16 protein-coding genes are annotated in these 18,220 nt (G+C 35.8%); 13 read left to right on the plus strand and 3 right to left on the minus strand.

Going from position 1 to position 18,220, the window contains the following annotated elements; genetic code table 11:
* Window positions 1–23: 23 nt before the first annotated feature.
* The 7 genes from proX to F6K40_RS29990 all read left to right on the plus strand — a co-directional run bounded on the left by proX (window position 24) and on the right by F6K40_RS29990 (window position 6,778).
* Window positions 24–980, plus strand: coding sequence for a glycine betaine/L-proline ABC transporter substrate-binding protein ProX (gene proX / locus F6K40_RS29960; RefSeq protein WP_293141190.1), 957 nt, complete (start codon window positions 24–26; stop codon window positions 978–980).
* Between the two features lie 469 nt (window positions 981–1,449).
* Entirely contained in the window at window positions 1,450–1,575 is a 126-nt protein-coding gene (locus F6K40_RS29965; protein WP_293141170.1) for a hypothetical protein, read from the plus strand.
* A gap of 798 nt (window positions 1,576–2,373) precedes the next feature.
* Window positions 2,374–4,200: a threonine--tRNA ligase gene (thrS, locus tag F6K40_RS29970; protein WP_293141172.1), complete on the plus strand. Its 1,827-nt coding sequence runs from the start codon at window positions 2,374–2,376 to the stop codon at window positions 4,198–4,200.
* Between the two features lie 1,159 nt (window positions 4,201–5,359).
* Window positions 5,360–5,557, plus strand: a complete 198-nt coding sequence (locus tag F6K40_RS29975) for a hypothetical protein (protein ID WP_375340154.1) — start codon at window positions 5,360–5,362, stop codon at window positions 5,555–5,557.
* Window positions 5,542–5,829 (plus strand): type II toxin-antitoxin system RelE/ParE family toxin, encoded by a 288-nt coding sequence (locus F6K40_RS29980; protein WP_293097440.1) that lies wholly within the window; start codon window positions 5,542–5,544, stop codon window positions 5,827–5,829. The genes F6K40_RS29975 and F6K40_RS29980 overlap by 16 nt, the downstream gene beginning before the upstream one ends.
* An 89-nt stretch (window positions 5,830–5,918) precedes the next feature.
* A complete protein-coding gene (locus F6K40_RS29985) occupies window positions 5,919–6,095 on the plus strand; it encodes a hypothetical protein (protein WP_293141174.1) in 177 nt (58 codons plus the stop codon).
* Between the two features lie 476 nt (window positions 6,096–6,571).
* Window positions 6,572–6,778 (plus strand): hypothetical protein, encoded by a 207-nt coding sequence (locus F6K40_RS29990; protein WP_293141176.1) that lies wholly within the window; start codon window positions 6,572–6,574, stop codon window positions 6,776–6,778.
* Window positions 6,779–6,975: 197 nt separating this feature from the next.
* Here F6K40_RS29990 and F6K40_RS29995 read toward each other — a convergent pair whose 3' ends face one another.
* Window positions 6,976–8,370, minus strand: a complete 1,395-nt coding sequence (locus F6K40_RS29995; protein WP_293141178.1) for a helix-turn-helix domain-containing protein — start codon at window positions 8,368–8,370, stop codon at window positions 6,976–6,978.
* Between the two features lie 271 nt (window positions 8,371–8,641).
* Here F6K40_RS29995 and F6K40_RS30000 point away from each other — a divergent pair, with 271 nt between their 5' ends.
* Genes F6K40_RS30000 through F6K40_RS30010 form a run of 3 tightly spaced genes read left to right on the plus strand, consistent with a single transcriptional unit; the run spans window position 8,642 to window position 10,922 of the window.
* Window positions 8,642–9,376 (plus strand): hypothetical protein, encoded by a 735-nt coding sequence (locus tag F6K40_RS30000; protein ID WP_293141180.1) that lies wholly within the window; start codon window positions 8,642–8,644, stop codon window positions 9,374–9,376.
* A 6-nt stretch (window positions 9,377–9,382) separates the two neighbouring features.
* Complete coding sequence (locus F6K40_RS30005; protein ID WP_293141182.1) at window positions 9,383–9,763, plus strand: hypothetical protein; 381 nt, start codon at window positions 9,383–9,385, stop codon at window positions 9,761–9,763.
* A gap of 31 nt (window positions 9,764–9,794) precedes the next feature.
* Entirely contained in the window at window positions 9,795–10,922 is a 1,128-nt protein-coding gene (locus F6K40_RS30010) for an ATP-binding protein (protein WP_293141184.1), read from the plus strand.
* 177 nt (window positions 10,923–11,099) lie between these two features.
* Here the strand turns inward: F6K40_RS30010 and F6K40_RS30015 are convergent, their stop codons facing one another.
* A complete protein-coding gene (locus F6K40_RS30015) occupies window positions 11,100–13,046 on the minus strand; it encodes an efflux RND transporter periplasmic adaptor subunit (RefSeq protein WP_293141185.1) in 1,947 nt (648 codons plus the stop codon).
* Window positions 13,047–13,425: 379 nt separating this feature from the next.
* Between F6K40_RS30015 and F6K40_RS30020 the strand changes: the two genes are divergently transcribed.
* From F6K40_RS30020 to F6K40_RS30030, 3 genes are all read left to right on the plus strand, one after another.
* On the plus strand, window positions 13,426–13,971 hold the full coding sequence (locus F6K40_RS30020; RefSeq protein WP_293141186.1) for a MerR family transcriptional regulator: 546 nt from the start codon (window positions 13,426–13,428) through the stop codon (window positions 13,969–13,971).
* 430 nt (window positions 13,972–14,401) lie between these two features.
* Entirely contained in the window at window positions 14,402–15,079 is a 678-nt protein-coding gene (locus F6K40_RS30025) for a 2-dehydropantoate 2-reductase (protein WP_293141187.1), read from the plus strand.
* A gap of 1,217 nt (window positions 15,080–16,296) precedes the next feature.
* Complete coding sequence (locus tag F6K40_RS30030; protein ID WP_293141188.1) at window positions 16,297–17,040, plus strand: class I SAM-dependent methyltransferase; 744 nt, start codon at window positions 16,297–16,299, stop codon at window positions 17,038–17,040.
* Between the two features lie 99 nt (window positions 17,041–17,139).
* Here the strand turns inward: F6K40_RS30030 and F6K40_RS30035 are convergent.
* Window positions 17,140–18,220 (minus strand): 2-succinylbenzoate--CoA ligase (locus F6K40_RS30035; protein WP_293141189.1); only part of this gene is annotated, 1,081 nt, incomplete at its 5' end.

Raw genomic sequence — 18,220 nt, forward strand, 5'->3', positions numbered from 1 at the left:
CGGGAAGAGATGGAGTAGTCGTAATTTTCACTTCTTGTCAAAAAGTTCCAACTTCTGAAATAGTAACTATTCGCGGTGCTAATAGTGGCTGGATAGGAGAATCATTTCAAACCTATGTTGTTAATATAGGTCTAGAAAAATTAGGCTACAAGGTTGAAAAACCGAAAAACATTAATTACCCACCACTTTATATTTCCGTAGCCAATGGAGACTTAGACTATAGTGTAGTTTACTACCAACCACAACATAATCCATTTTTTGAAAATGCGGGAGGCAAAGAAAAATTAGAGGCAGTGGGAATTTTGACTCCTAATGGCATACAAAGATATGAAATTGACAAAAAAACAGCCGATAAATATAACATTACTAATATTGAACAATTAAAAGACCCAAAAATTGCTAAACTTTTTGATTCAGATAAAGATGGTAAAGCAAATTTAATTGGTTGTGGTGCTGGTTCTTCTTGTGAGTTAGCCATTAACCATCACCTTAAAGCTTATCAATTAGAAGATACAGTAGAGCATAATCAAGGTCAATATTCAGTTATTTTATTAGATGTGATTACTCGCTATAAGCAAGGAGAACCTATTTTTTATTATGCCTATGATCCTCACTGGATATCTACAGTTTTAAAACCAGGAGAAGATGTAATTTTCCTAGAAGTACCTTTTACCTCTTTACCAGAATCTATGGGAAATTTGACTGAAAAAGATACATCAGTAGATGGAAAAAATCTTGGTTTTCCCATACTTCAACAGCGTATAGTTGCTAACAAAAAATTCCTAGAAACTAATCCAGTTGCTAAAAAGTGGTTTGAGTTAGTAGAAATTCCAGTAGCAGATATGAATGCGGAAAGTTTACGGATTAAAAATGGTGAAGACCAAAAAGAAGATATTTTGCGTCATGCTCAAGAGTGGGTTAAAAATAATCAAGAAAAATATGATAATTGGTTAGAAACTGCCAGACAAGCATCTAATTAATTACATAAGTTTTGTATTTTTGGAGGTAAAAATTTTGAGAATTTTAGGGGATAGGGGAAAAGTAAAAGAGATTAATATTAAGTTGACCAAACAATTAAGAATTAATAATTATTAATTAAATAATTCAGGTTAAAAGCCTCCTCTTTTAAGGAAAAAAAGCAGTTGAGGGATGGCGAGGTTTCCTCGCCATATCCAATCAACCAAGAGAAATCAATTTTTTCCTTTTAGTTAATCCTCTTCCTTTTAAGGAGAGGTAATTATCAATTATCCATTATCAATTAATGAACTTCCTTCCATAAAAATTGCTGTGAATATTCTACTATTCGCAGAATTTGAAAATCATCAAAAAGCTGAGATTGGATTGAATATATTTCAGTCTAAATTCAAGAGAATATTGCAGATTTTAAAACTGATATAGGATTGAAATTGTAAGTTTAGTTTCTATAGAATTGTGGGAAATTCAAAAATAATGTCTAATCAAGGTTTTCACTACGGAAATATTCGGCAAATAGCATTTAGTAATGTCAAATATCTAAAGCTAAGTAAATCATTATCAAAGAAAACCAGAAGGTCTAAACGATATGAAAAATTATGATTTGGAATAGCTGAATTTCATGCCAAATTCAAAGATACCAGAACAGATTTTCTGTATAAATTATCTACTGAAATTATTAACGATAACCATAGGGTAACCGTCGAATTGGCGAGGTAAATAGTTTTATAACTATGACAATTTGGAGAACTCATACAAACATTTTTAGAGGGAAAAGCAGAAAAATAAGGTCGTGATTTTAGAGTTATTGATAGATGAGCCAAGTACAAGTAAATGCTCTAGCTGCGGTTTTAAAGTTGGCAAGTTATACCTGGCGTGATAAATGTTTGCGACGAATCTCTCTTACCTGTTCCCTGTTCCCTAAATTTTAATCGCCTAACAAAATTCAAAAAAGGTCGTTACAGTATTAATCTCTAAATTTTCGCCATCATCTTAAAATACTCGAGAGTAAAAAGTTCTCCTAAAAAATGATTTACTTTAAAGGCTGAAAGTATTACTGGCAAATGCTGACAGCACCTACAGTTCTCAATAGATAACTTCCAACCTTGAGATTGCTGAAAGCCCTAGCTAGCAATAGTTATTCCAAGAACTTCGCACTGTCTAGTAAAATACTTTAGTAATATTTCATAAAATTGGTATAACCAAAAATCTGTCTTACTCTATACCCAGAAAATTGGAATTTAGATAAAAACACTGTATATACTAACCAAAAACTATAACGTCTTATATATGTAGCGTTTTGAAGCTTAAGCACCTAAATTATAATAATCTAACTAAAATTTAATCTAGATCCATCTCTGTAAAAATAGATAACAGTAACACCATTAGAATAAACAGCCAATGTCCAGCTCAGAACCTAACCCTTCCCCTGAACAACCAGAAAAAATCCATTTACCCCGCACTAGCGAGTCAGAAACTCTCAAAAAAATTCGTCACACCACATCCCATGTCATGGCAATGGCCGTACAAAAGTTATTTCCCAAAGCCCAGGTAACAATTGGCCCCTGGATTGAAAATGGCTTTTACTACGACTTTGATACCCCAGAAGCATTTACAGAAGCAGATTTAAAAGCCATCAAAAAAGAGATGGTCAAAATAATTAAGCGCGATTTACCTGTAATTAGAGAAGAAGTCAGTCGGGAAGAAGCTAAAAGTCGAATAGAAGCAATTAAAGAACCTTACAAATTAGAAATTCTCGAAGATTTAGAAGACCCAATAACCATTTATCATCTTGGAGAAGAGTGGTGGGATTTATGTGCAGGTCCTCATATTGAAAGTACAAAGCAAATTAATCCCAAAGCAATTGATCTAGAAACTGTTGCTGGTGCTTACTGGCGCGGAGATGAAACCAAAGCCCAATTGCAACGTATCTATGGCACTGCTTGGGAAACTCCAGAACAACTAACTGAATATAAAAGACGTAAAGAAGAAGCTCTCAAAAGAAACCATCGTAAACTAGGTAAAGAATTAGGACTATTTATTTTTTCCGACCTTGTTGGACCGGGATTACCTCTTTGGACTCCTAAAGGGACCATGTTAAAGAATTCACTGAAAGACTTTCTCCAACAAGAACAAATGAAACGGGGTTATTTACCTGTAGATACTCCCCATATTGCCAGAGTAGATTTATTCAAAACTTCCGGACATTGGCAAAAATATAAAGAGGATATGTTCCCGATGATGGCTGAGGATGAACAAGCAGAAGCTTTGGAACAGGGTTTTGTTGTAAAACCGATGAACTGTCCCTTTCATATCCAAATTTATAAAAATGAATTACGTTCTTATCGAGAGTTGCCAATACGACTTGCCGAGTTTGGCACTGTTTACCGCTATGAAAAGTCTGGGGAATTAGGAGGTTTAACACGAGTCCGGGGTTTCACTCAAGATGATTCTCATTTGTTTGTGACACCCGAACAACTTGATGATGAGTTTCTGAGTGTGGTAGATTTAACACTATTTGTATTTAAAAATCTACAACTAAAGAATTTTCGGGCGAGATTAAGTTTCCGCGACCCTAAATTAGATAAGTATATTGGCTCTGATGAAGCTTGGGAAAAAGCTCAAGGTGCTATTCGTCGAGCTGTGGAAAAAATGGGAATGGAGCATTTTGAGGGAATTGGTGAAGCTGCATTTTATGGTCCAAAGTTGGATTTTATTTTCCAGGATGCCTTGGAGCGAGAATGGCAATTGGGGACTGTACAGGTAGACTATAATTTGCCCGAACGATTCGATTTAGAATATGTAGCAGAAGATGGAACAAGGAAACGTCCCGTGATGATTCATCGCGCGCCTTTCGGTTCTCTGGAAAGGTTAATTGGAATTTTAATTGAGGAGTATGCTGGAGATTTTCCTGTGTGGTTGGCTCCCACCCAGGTTAAACTTTTACCAGTTAATTCTGAATTTTTGCCTTTTGCTCAAGAAGTTGTCCAGCAGATGCGTCAAGTAGGTATTCGTGCTGAGGCAGATATAAGTAATGAGCGTTTGGGTAAATTGATTCGGAATGCGGAAAAGGCAAAAATTCCTGTAATGGCTGTCGTAGGTGCTAAGGAAGTTGAGTCTAATAGTTTGAGTATTCGGACTCGTAGTGCTGGTGAATTAGGAAGTATTTCTGTAGTAGATGTAATTCAGAAGATGACAGAGGCGATCGCTAAGTATGAAAATTTCTAGTGCTCGATGGCAGAAATAACAATTTGCAGTAAATAGCTTCCCTTAAGCTTTACTAAGCAATAATTAATGCGCGAATTTTGAATTTTGAATTTTGAATTCCGCGTAGCGGGACGATGACAGAGGCGATCGCTAAGTATGAAAATTTCTAGTGCTCAATGGCAGAAATAACAATTTGCAGTTACGTGCATCCGAAAAGCCTTATTAACCAATAATGCATGAATTTTGAATTCCGCGTAGCGGCACTAAGTTCCTGGGTATAGAAATTATGGCGTTGCTGATTCGTGGGTATGATTTGTATTTTTTGGTAATTGCTAAACTATTAAATAACAAAGCCTTTGAGATTGTTCAATTTTTATTTTCATACCTTGATTCAGCAAGGCCAAAATTATTTAAGGTTTGTCGAAAAAGTCTTATGAGTGAGGTGAGGAATCAGGAATCAGGGGAATTATGGAGGAGGTTGGAATCAGAATTGTGCCTTAATGTTTCTGCTTTTGTCTACCCAAAATACTAACTTTTTAAGCTGTCTTTACTAAAAGCCTTAACTTTTTTTGTCTCGGACTGTCCACCCGCGACTAATAACAAAAAAATAACAACATATCTATTTATTTTCAAAAAAAACAACTAAAAAGTAGCCCACTTAAGGACGAGGCTTTAAACCCAATGTTTTGGTAATTAATAAATTGAAAATTATGAGATTAAGTCTATTTATTTCATCTGTTGTTTGATAAGCTCTTGATAGTATATAAAACTTTTGAGTTAAGAACAGCTAGTTGGCCATCAAGTTATAATAACTATAAGTAATTATACTGATAGTTTAAACCTCAAAGTATAGTATTATTTTTCAAAAGTTCAACCAGATTGTTATATTATTAATAGGTATATTACCTATCTTATTATCTAGAGCCAAGGTCGGCGATAATCTGAAATATTTTTTTTGCTAAAGGCGCTGGAACATGAAAGCATCTAATTTAAAGGAACTATATGAAACTTACTGGTTTCAAAATAAAAAAATTACAACTAAAAATGATTACTACCTTTAAGGTTCCTCTGGGAAGAGGTGTGTTTTTCGCTTTTTTATGTCTGGAAAGCGCGAAAATGCAAAACACCAGATGTCGCTGTCCAGTGGCTCATGTACACCTAGGAACAGTGACTTAATAATATGAACTTTATGAGTACCGCTAAGAAAAAAGTAGAATCTCTATTAAGCAAATTGCCAGATAATTGCTCCCTTGAAGATGTTCAATATCATTTATATGTAATTGAAAAAGTTCTTCATGGTTTAGAAGTAGCTGATAAAGAAAGAAAAATTACACAAGAAGAAGCTGAAGGGCTTTTGAGTAAATGGGTTATAAAGTAGTTTGGTCTTCTAAGGCTATAGATGATGTGGATGCGATCGCTTCCTACATAGCTCGTGATTCTGTTTCCTATGCTGCAGCAGTAGTTCATAGGATAATTAATGTCACTAGAAATTTGATTAATAATCCTTTAGGGGGAGAAGTAGTCAAGGAGTTTGGTGATGATAGTTATCGACAAGATTATGCTTATAGTTATCGAGTCCTTTATAAGGTTAAGGGTGATGTGGTAATGGTTGCTGCTGTTATTCATGGAAAAAGGTTATTAAATTTGTAGGTAGGGGCGATCGCTCCCCATCTAATATCAGCTCAGAACCGAGTTTCGTAAGAAGCTCGGTTTTCTAATTAGGGTAGGAAGTAGGGAGTGTGGGAAGTGTGGGAAGTGTGGGAAGTGTGGGGAGTGTCGGAGGTGTGGGGAGTGTGGGAAGTGTGGGGAGTGTGGGAAGTGTGGGAAGTGTCGGAGGTGTGGGGAGTGTCGGAGGTGGAAGAATAATTGTAGGTGTATCTTTCTGTTCTAGTCTGCTACCCGTTCTAACTTTTTAGCCACTCAAGCTGAAAAATTTGTACTTTTTTCGCCCCAAAAATGCTTTTGCCTTTATCTGTCAATGCTTTGAGATTTAATTAGGGTTTGCTGAAAAAGTATTTTTGCTCTTTGTAGTAGTAGGGACGTTGCATAAGGGCGTCCGTACGGAGTCAGTAGAAATGGGAATTTAGAGGAGTTAGGAGTTAGAATTGTTCCTCAATTTCTCTGTCCAACTATGCGTCTAAAATACTAATACCATTTCTGTGTAACAATGCGCTTAATAATTGTTGCTCAGACCTTATTACACTGACTATTCTCATTTTTATATTAAGCGCAACATCAGGTCGAAATGGTATAACATTTTGAGGCTTTTCAACTCAAAATCTCCCACTTTTTCAATACTTAAAAAGACTAAAAGCTTGCTCTGTAAATACTTTCATATTTAATCAGCAAGCCCTAATTAGCAAGCCTTAAATAGAAACCAGGTTTATATAAAATGCCGGTGGTGGTGCTGAGGAATGGTAGAGAGAGTGTGGGAGGTGTGGGAGGTGTGGGAGGTGTGGGAGGTGTGGGAGGTGTGGGAAGTTGGTTCGTGTGGGAAGTTTGGTCCGTGTGGTCCGTGTGGGAAGAAATTACAAAACTTATGTATCTTCGCCATTCCTCAGCAGGACTACCAAAATGCCTAACTATATTCAACAATTAATAATTAATAATGAATAATGAATAATTAATAATTAATAATTACCTCTCCTTGAAAAGAAGAATATTGACTAATCATGAAAATTTTTATTTATTATCCCCTATCCAAGGGGAGGCTTTAAACCAAAATTTTTCGGTAACATCTGTCTCCCATAAATCCGGTTTCTTAATCAGCCTAGTATCCTGCATAATTCGAGTGAGTTAATGTAAATAATGCGATATAATATACTGCTTCAGTGCAGTTAAAATAGCGAATAAATTATCTTTTTTTGTTACTAAAAAACGTCTTTTTAATGATTGTATTGCTTTCCATAAATCTGAGTGGGAGAGTGGAAAGTCTGGGGGAGTATTGGAAATATCTACTGCTGTTTCTTGAGTTGCTATCCATAATATTACTTGTTTTTCTAGCTCGGACAAACGCTGAAAAATTCTCTCTAATATCGGTTCTAAATCTCCTAAATATAGATTTTTACAAGATAAAAATTGAGCGACGTTTCCATCACATAAATCTTCGACTGCATCGGCAATAATATTTAACCATAAAGGATTTCCGTCATAGAGATTAATTAAGTCTAACCATTTATCTTCATCTGTTAAGTTTTTACTTTCTAAAATTGCTGCTGCTGACTTTCCTAAACTATCAAGTTTTAAGGTCTGAAAATGATTATTACTTGATATTATTTTTGGTTGTTCTTGACTCAGGAGTAACAAACAACTTTGGTGGGATGATGTGGCTATTTGTTGAAAAAATTTACCATAATTTTCATGTTGTTGCAGATAAGTACCAGCTAATTTTCCACTGGCAAAAATTTCTTGTAAATTATCAAAAATCAGTAAACAAGGATATTTTCGGAGGTAATCTATTAATTGATTGTTGATGGTTTGAGAATTGGAAATTTTTTCTGATTTTTGGGAGGGAAAATCTGTTTGAGATAAGAATTGAATAATGTTTGTTTGTAGAGATTCACAGGAGGGGTAGTTATCAATATTGCGCCAGATTATATAATCAAATTTATCTTTTATTTGTTGAATTAATTCTACAGTCAGGGTACTTTTGCCGATGCCAGTTAATCCTAATATGGTGATGATGCGGGTGTGGTTTTCTATCCATTGTTTCAGGGTGGTTATTTCGGTGTGGCGATCGCACAACGAATATAAGTCGGGAGCTTCAGATAAATCATAATAATTTTCTGGATTAGTGTTGTTTGAGTTTTGATTAGTGGGAGTGGGAGAAGATTTGTTTTTAGGGGAGGGAAAATATCTGTTTCCTTGACAGATATTTATATGATTACCATTAACATTTACCCAGTCATTACCTGTATTTGAAATATGTGAAAAGTAGAATTTTTCTAATATGGAGCGGATATTAGATTGTTTAACATCTTCCTCTTTTAAAACATCCTCTAAAAGTTGCCATAATTCACTACCAACTTGTTTAACATGATTGTACTTGCGATTGGTATTATCTGCTATTTCCGGGTATTTTTTACCTTCCATAGTGCTTTGCAAAATTACTCTTTGCAGAGAATCCAAATGTTTTCCAGTTTTCGTGAATAACAAATTATCCGTTAATTCAACTAACGTCTGAACATCCATATCCACAGATAGAATTATAGTTTTGTTATATTTTATCTGACTGTATCACACTTTTTCCCACTAAAGCAACTAAACCCCACAGTTTCACACTAAATAACTGCAAAAAAAATTTACTATTTGCTACTAAATCACATTTTTTAAAGTTGGCAAAATAGAGATATATGTGACTTAATAGAAGATGTAGAAATCAAATATTTAGAAATTGAAAATACCGGAATCCTAAATATAGGATTTGTAGTTTATTCAAACCATTAGACATAGGAATTATGCAATGATTTTGAACTGGTTTTCTAAAGACTCTTCTGAGGGGAGTAAACAAATAACTCCCCAAGAAGAAAAACGAATATTAGCTCAGTTTAAGGAATGGATGCCACGAATTCAGGTAATACCAGAACTTCGGCCACAACTCAAGTATGATCAGATTATCAAGTATTTCGACAGCGATCGCCCACCGAATTATACAGTTACAAAGGGAGCAATTATTTGTCAAAAGCGTCCTAGAGGACAACTTTTAGGACTTATGTTTTTGGATGAAAATAATAGGTTTATTTGTCGTCCTGATGGAACTCCTTATGGTCGTCAATTATTAGGAGAAAAGCCAGATAAAAAACTGAGCAAAAATTTCGGCAATCGAGACTTGATTGTTGTAGAACTTAAATCTCAAAAATCTGGTGTAGCTCAGTTTCATCAGGAGGTTGTCTCTCAATTCAGTGAATGGTTACAAGACTTCCTAAAGATGGCAGAAGTCATACCAGTTATGACCTATGAAGATGCCATTCAGTATTTTGTTACAAGTAGGCCATCAGACCCAAGAGTCCAAAAAGGAGGAATTCTACGGCAGTCTCATCCCCAAGGTCAACTCTTGGTGCAGATGTTTTTAGACAACAACGATCAGATTATTCATCGTCCAGATGGAAAACCTTATGGTCGCTATCTAGTGGCAAAAGAATTGGATGAAGAACTACAGGATACTTTTGACAACCAAGACCTTATTATTGTGGAGTAAGAGAAGATGGTAGAACCAATTACAACTTTGTTGATCGGCAAATGGATTTTAACTCACTTAGGTATTCATGGAGCTAGTGCTGCAACTGCAACTGCCGTAGGTACTCCTGCCGCAATTACAGCTGTTGGCGCTCTTATATATATCAGTTACCTTACTGTTAATGCTCTTGTAAACTGGTTTCAGGCGCGTACCTATATTGCGACTAAACCGGAACACGTTGCTGCTAGTTACCAAACAAACCTAAAATCTGGGAAAACAGTTATTGTTCAGGGTATTTTCAAGAAAAACACTGGTTCTCTTGTAGAAGGTCGTACAATTCAATATGATAGTCTCCAATCAGAAGTACGGAAACTTCACGATGATGATAGAACAGTGATTTGGGAGTAGAATTGGAAACCTTTGTTAGATTTTATGGGAAATGAACACATCTCAAAAGCTACTTATTCAGGGAATTCCTGATACTGTACCTGAACCTTTAGCTGCTGTTTATCGCTCTAGACTTTTAACCGCAGTTAACAAACTACTTGATGAAACTGGTATTGAGAATATTCAGGTAATTATTGGAACTCCACTTGATTCTTCATCAAGTACATTTGAAAAAAACAATTCGCAAAACGGACAAAATTCTACCGATAAAAAATCAGATCGCGACTTATCACCAGAAGAACGCGCTAAAAGGTACGAAGCTCAAGAACCCCTATTTACTTTCGAGCAGTTAGTCATCCCTGAAAAAGTCACAGAAGACCTCCTGTTAGCTGTTGACTTAATTGAGTTAGAGGCTAAAGTTTTTGACAAGTGGGGTTTGCGTAAAATTGAACCTTTTCCTCGTACAGCACTAAACTTTCATGGTAAACCAGGAACGGGAAAAACTCTCGCAGCACACGCCATAGCCTCTAAAATCAATCGTCCGATTTTAGTTGCTAGCTATGCTCAAATTGAGAGTATGTACCACGGTGAAGGACCCAAAAACGTCGAGGCAATTTTTCTGGCAGCAGAACAACAAAATGCTCTCTTATTTATAGATGAAGCTGACTCCTTACTTTCCAAACGACTCACCAATGTCACCCAAGGATCGGAGCAAGCTATTAACTCTATGCGGAGTCAATTACTTATTTGCTTAGAGAGATTTCGCGGAGTAGTCATGTTTTCCACAAATCTTGTAGAAAATTATGACAAAGCATTTGAGACGCGGGTGAGAAACATAAATTTCCCCATGCCAGACGAAACTTGTCGCCTTGAAATTTGGAAAAGACACCTTGTCGAAGAACTACCTACACCAGATGTCTCCCTAGAAAAACTAGCTCAGGTTGAAGATGTTTGTGGGAGAGATATAAAAAATGCTGTTATAGATGCAGCTATGAGAGCAGCACGTCAAGGAAAAGAAGAAGTCGCACTAAGCCAACTACTTGATTCTATTAACTCCATTAAAAAAGCACGAGTTAACGTTACTCAAGAATTAAGACCTTTAACTCCAGAAGAAAAAGAGGAGGCAGAGAAAAAAATCAAAGAAGCTTTAGCCAAGAAAAAGCAGGAAGCTACATCCTGATATAAAAAATGTGAAGCATTTGGAGGCTATATCTTTTTCTCCGAATGCTTCGCTCCCTCATCTTCCAATTCTTAAACAAGAGCGATCGCGCAAGCGGTGCGGAGCATTATCGCTCCTTCCCAAACAAATCACATTTTCAGAGCGATCGCCTATTCCCTATTCCCTATTCCCTATTCCCTATTCCCTATTCCCTCTTTTCCCCGAACTCAAAACCTTCACAGCCGCTCCATCATTCAACCTTTGTATACCCGAAACAATCAAATTCTCCCCAGACTCCAAACCAGACACCACCTCAGCCATATCACCCCGAACCAAACCCAACTCAATTATCTGACGCCTTGCCTTTTGCTGTTCACCCTCTCCCTCCAACAAATACACAAACCGTGTCTCTCCTTCAAAACCCACTGCCGTCATAGGCACTACCACAGCTTGACGCTCTTCCCAAATCATATTAACTTCCACAAACTGACCATCCTTTAAATTTCCCGCCCTATTATCCACATCTACCTTAACCAAAACAGTTTGAGAATCACTAACAGTAGGAGAAATAAAACTAACCCTCCCAATTCCCAAAACCTTACCTTCCGGACTCCTAATCTCCACAGGTAAACCCAATCGTAAATCTCCGCGTCGCTCCAACGGAATTGGTAAATTGATATCTAATACCCGATTTGCCGTCACAGTAGTCATAGTGTCACCACTATCAACAAAATCTCCTATCTTGACAATCATATCTCCAATTACACCTGCAAAAGGAGCTACAACTACCGTATCCTCAAACTCAGCTTGCCAACTCTCGACCTCTGCTAATGCTGCTGCTACCTCTGCCTCTGCTCTGGCAATTTCTTCAGGACGAGTACCATTTTGCAACTCCTCCAAATTACTACGAGCTTCCGCCACCTCCGCATCTGCCCTGGCAATTTCTTCCGGGCGAGTACCATTTTGCAATTCCTCTAAATTACTACGAGACTCCGCTACCTCTGCCTCTGCCCTAGCAATTTCTTCCGGGCGAGTACCATTTTCTAGCCTTCTCAAAATCTGCCGTTGTTGTTCTAACGCTGCTTCTAAAGTTTGAATCGTAGACTCTCGATTTCTTTCCAACTGCGTCACTCGTCTTTTTGCTTCCTCTACCCTTGCCCGAGCCGCTCTCTCCTCTTGAAAAATTTCCTGAAAAGTTAACTCAGCGATCGCTCCTTCTGCTCTTAACTTTTGGTTTCGCGTGACTTGTTCGGTAGCTAATTCTAATTCTGCTTGTTGTACTTGTATTTGCGCCTTAGCTTGGGCAATTTCTTCTAAAAGACTACCGGATCTGGCATCTTCTAGTCGTACTTCTGCCTCTTGTAATTCTGCTTTTGCCTGAGCAATCTCCTCATCGCGAGTACCCGCCTCCAATTCAGCCAAGGTAGCCTGAGATTGCTGAAGACGCGCCCTCGCTGCTGCAATTTGTTCTAGCCGCGTGCCTCTTTTCAGTTCAGTCAAGGTAGCCTGAGATTGTTGGAGACGCGCCCTCGCTGCTGCAATTTGTTCTGGTCTGGCTCCTGTTCTGAGTTGTGCTAAACGTGCTTCACTTTGCTGAAGGTTAGCTTTTGCTCTCCTTAAATTAGCTTCCACATTATCACTTTTTAGTTTAGCGATCGCCTGCCCCTCAGAGACAAAAGTTCCTTCCTGTACTGAGATTTCTACTACCCTACCATCTATTTCTGGTCTGATTCTGACAGAGCGTTTTGCTTCCATGGTTCCCACAAATTCTGAGGTTTCTTGGAGGGAAGTAATTTGTATTGGTATTGTTTTAACCAAGATACTTCGTCGTCTACCTGGAGCTGTTGTTGATGGCTGACTTGGTGTTTCATTGCTATGAGATTGCCACCATTGTCCTCCGATAAATCCGACTCCGAGAGTGGTGATAATTACTGTTGCCCAAAGTACGGAAAAATTCTTTTTGTCAGACTGAGACAATTTAGGAGTAGTGTTTGTCTGCTCTTCATGGAATTCTATTGTAGTATTTTCTTGTAGATTTTCTGGAGATTTAGGTTTGTCTTGAATTGCTGAATTTGATGAATTATGCTTTAGCATTTTTTGAATTTTACTTTTAATTTTTTTGACCAAAGTTATAGCAATTCCCATACTTTTGAGGTACAAAAATCGTGATTTTTAGGCAGTAAGGAGCAGGAGTTATGGTTATGTGCGAATAGGAAAAACAACCGTACTTCAGTAACTTGAGAAACGCCATTATTCATAGTTCTACTCATTCTTAGATTGAGAATTTTTCAGTTATAACTCTCTTATTACCTAAGTTATTTGATTTAGGATTACTTTTTACTTCCGGAAAATGGTATAACCTATGCCAAAAAATATTTTGATAGAATGAAATATATCGTAACAAATCATAAGTTAATTTTCAATATTTCTTAATACTTGTCGAGTCTTGTTTAATGATTTGTCGTGTTACAGTAGAAAAATGTATTAAAATTATATTAATAATAAAAACTCCAACGTTATAGTTATGACAGTTTTATATGTAAGTACAACAGAAGCAGCATTTCTACTCAATATTTCTACAGGTAGATTACGATTTCTACTAAATCAAAAGCGAGTTATCGGTGCTAGAAAAGTTGGGCGACGTTGGATGATGCCCGTTAATGATCGGGGGATGCCAGAAATCATACCAGGAAGTCGCGGTCCGGAAGGTACTTGGAATAAATTTCAACGACAAGCCAAAACTATTATTCATGTTCTGCGCAAGACTATTGATTATAACCGAGACAATAAAACTTCTCATCCGGTAGTCGCTGTAAAAGTAGGAAATAAAAAGGATTATTGCCACTCTCTGAAAATTAATGGACCTTGCCAAATAGTTTATCAGCCTCATCAACCAAATAGAAGTCAAGCTGGGGGGGCCCGTCTGTGGATAGAAGTTGAACCACAACATATTGTAGAGCGGGTCTATTTTTCCAATGGAGATTATGGTCCGCCTCCAGAAGTTGTTGAGCAAAGAGCGAGATTTCAAAAGAAAAAATCAAAATCCAAAAAGGGAAAATCTAAACAGTAAGGATAATAAGAGAAGAAATTAAATAATTTATACAAATAGTTAGTTTGATAAAGAGGATTTTTGAGCAGTGTCTATTTTCTGTTCTATTTTTTGCTGTCTAATTTTGGCTGCTTATATTTAAAGATGTAGCGATCGCCAAAATAAGTTAATTTCATACTTCATTTGACCGAATAATTAAGGTTTAAAGCCTCTCACTCGCCGTGGAGAAACAAGCGGTCGTTTTGCTACGCATAACTACGTTAACGCGGAGCGACATGGAATAGGAGCATTCCGTCAGGAAAAAGCGGAGCTTCCCGTAGGGAGGGATGGCGTTTTGCGCTAGCTAAACGCCATATCCAATCGACCAAGAGAGAAACAATTTTCCTTTTATTCAATCCAATCCGTTTTAGGGAGAGGTAATTATCAATTATCAATTATCAATTATCAATTATTGAAGCTTTACCTTTGGAAGTTAATAAGTCTAATACAAAATGGGTTAAGTGCAGAACCAGAAATTGCTAAGATTGTTGGCGATGATAGAGTAATTGGAGGAGTATGTAATCTTGCTTCTAATAAAGTGATTTTTGGTTATATTCATCATATAGATTATGGTTTAATTAGAATCGGAAGATATGCCAGAAATTATCAATTTGCTGAAATTACTAATAAAATGCGCGAGATTTATCAGGATTTTGAAAGTGCTGGAGTTCCGGTGAATCTCACTGAATATTTACTACTAGAAAGATGGAAAAAATTAGTTTGGAATATTCCTTATAACAGCTTGTCAGTAATTTTAGATGCTCGAACCGATGAAATTATGGGAGATGCTAATACGAGAAATTTAGTAACAGAAATAATGCAAGAAGTTTTAGAGGGTGCAAAAAGTTGTCAGTGTCAAATTCCAGATAGTTATATTCAAAAAATGTTAGACCATACTAACAAATTACGACCTTATTTAACTAGCATGAAAATTGATTATGAACGACGACGACCTTTAGAAATAGAAGGGATTATTGGCAATCCTTTACGAATAGCGAGTGAAGCTGGTGTGAAGTTACCAAAAATTGGAATGCTTTATCAACAATTAAAATTTTTAGATGCTAGAAATAGACAGAACTTTTCAAGTTAAAGGAAAATCAAAGGAAAATCAAATTATGGATATATTTGAACATTTTTTTGATTAAAAAAATTTGTTCACGATAGCATTTACAATATTTTTCTTTAATATAGCAGGAAACAGGGAACAGGGAACATTGGAAAAAACATTTCCTACTCTAAGATTTATCGTCAGTCCATGTCCTAACCAATTCTTTCTTAGCTATAGTTGCTTTTGTCGTATAATTTGAAAATCTGACTTTTGGAATAATTAGGGTTTGCTGATTAAATATTAAATCCTTTTTAGGTAAAAGTTTCAGGCTTTTTAGGTATTTAAAAAAATTCAAGCTTTTAGGTCTTTTAGGTTCAAAAATGAGCGTATTTTGGGCATATAAAGACAGAAAAATTGACGAACAATTCTTACTCGTACCTTCTCTAAATTCCCCTAACTCCTAACTCCTGACGGCTACCCTTACCACAAGACTTTTGAGCGCAAACCCTAATTATATTTTTAGCTGTAGTCCTATTTTTGGTTACTACTATTTTTTCTATTTTTCTTCAGACAATTTCAATGAATGAAGCTGTAGATAAAAAGTCTGAAACTTTTACCTCTATTCCTCTTTTTTTACATAATTCTGTCGCAAACTGAATAAAGCTCTATACTTGAGGAAAGCTATATAGCGTTTCTGAATGGGATATGGAAACCGAGTCCTGTTAAAAAGGTAATAGGGAATAGGTATGGAGGGAATAGTAAAGAATGAAAAATAGCATTAAATAGTAGTAAACATCAGGATAGATGGTAGTCAAGACAGCACTTTTATTATTAGAAAAAACTTCAATCTAGATTTATATCTCATTTGAAAACACTATAGCAATCAGGAATGATTAATATCATGTTTGGTTAAATACTTATAAATAATTACCAAGGAGTCAGGAGTCAGGAGTCAGAATTGCTGGAAAAAGGAGTCAGGAGAAAAGTAGAAGTGTAATATCTTTTCCCTAATGTTAGAGCTAAAATTTTATTTATAATTGATGATCCGAACATGATATAATAACGGATTCCAAAGATGCCAACCTAGAAACATTTAATTGTTAATATTTGTACTTCATATACTTGGAATCTGCTGTATGAGAAACAATATTTAATTCTCTTATAAATCAAGCTATAATATCAATCAATCTCTCACATCTGACTCCTGATAGCTGACCGCTGAATACTTATATAAACCTTTTGATAAAATTTACATAATTATGTCTAAAGATATTGCCAAAATTGGAAATCAGACTCTACCCTCTAGTGCGGAAATATTTGCTAAAAACTGGCAGATATATCAGAAAATTATCAAACATAATCACATTAGACATAAAGAAATGTATGATGTCTTACATCAATTTATTCTCAATTCTCCAGCTAAATTATTTTCTTTTTTAGACCTCGGTTGTGGGGATTTATCAACTATAACACCTTGTCTGATTGATAGTAAAATCTATAGTTACACTGGTGTCGATTTATCACCACAAGCATTAGAAATTGCTCAAGAAAATATTGGCTATATTCCTGGTGAAAAAAAATTAATTACAGGTAATATCAGGGATGTAGTTAAAGAATTAGTCTCTACTAAAAATTTAAAAATTGACATTGTTTTTTCGTCTTATACTATTCATCACTTAAATACATTAGAGAAGAAAAATTTAATTAATGATATTTGGCAAATACTGCATCCTAATTCCTGTTTTATTTTAATTGATATTTTTAGAGAGCAAGGAGAAACTCGCAATCGCTTTTTAGAAAAATATTGGCAAAATATCAGTAAAAATTGGTTTAGCTTGACTAAAGATGAAATAGATGTGGTAATTACACACATGGAAACTTCCGATTTTCCTGAAACAGAAAATACAATTATAAATCAAGCAAAAAATGCTGGTTTTGGGAAATGTGAGTTTATTTATCGAGACCAAGAACATCCTGGATATTTGCTAGTTTGCTATAAATAGGGTTTGCTGAAAAAGTCTTTTTGCTCGTTGTAGGGAGTAGGGAGTTGTTAGGAGAAATGGGAATTATAAAGAAATAGCTGATAGCTGACCGCTGAATGCTTACCCTAATCTTTGAATCGCAATTTCCTTTAACAATTTCTGATTGACTTTCCCTTGAGAATTCCGAGGTAAACTTTCCACTCTCACCCAATATTTAGGTTGTTTAAATTTGCTCAATTTTCCATCAATAGCAGCTAACAAATTTTCCCTAGAAACTTGAAAAGTATTACCAACATAAATGGCAGTGACAATCTCACCCCAATATTTATCTGCTAAACCAATTACACAAACATCACTTACTAACCCAGTTGCTAAAATAGCAGCTTCCACTTCTTTTGGAAAAACATTTTCCCCACCAGTAATAATTTTTTGACTGCTACGACCTACTATTTTTAAGTAACCTTGAGGATCAAAAAATCCTAAATCATCCGTTGCTAAACTTTCATAATTATTAAGTATATTGGGGTAATATCCTAACGCCAAAGAACTAGCTTTGATAATAATATTTCCAATTTGATTCTGACCTAATATCTCTCCACTTTCACTTTGAACGATAATTTTAGCGTGAGGTAATACTTGACCATTACTATTATTTCCTGCCAAAAAATCTTCTGGTTTAAGAGTCGCAACTTGAGAAGCAGTTTCTGTCATTCCATAAGTTGGAGCTAATTTAATCTGATATTTTCTTGCTGCATCAAATAATTCTTCCCAAGCAGGGGCACCACCTAAAAGCACTGTCTGAAAATTTGATAACCAGTTAGCTATTTCTGCATTTTGTAGCAATTTTTGTAACTGGGTTGGTACCAGAGAAATGAAAAATTCATTGGGGTTAATATTCCATTCCTTTTTATCAAAAATATCTTTATAGGATGGCAAAATTATTAAATTTCCTCCAGTAGTAAAGGAGCGCATAAACTGCATTAAACCACTGACATGATATAGGGGTAAAACACAAAATGAATTAATTTCTTGTACTTGAAAATATTCTTGGAAACCTCTCACGGATGACATTAAATTTTCCCATGTATGAACAGCAAATTTAATTTTTCCAGATGAACCACCAGTAGGAATCATAATTAAATTTTGTTCATTAGGTAGAGTTTTTTTAAAGAGGTTTCTCTGGGTTGATTTAAAGTTTTTT

It is taken from the genome of Okeania sp. SIO3I5, from assembly GCF_010672085.1.
Lineage (GTDB): Bacteria > Cyanobacteriota > Cyanobacteriia > Cyanobacteriales > Microcoleaceae > Trichodesmium.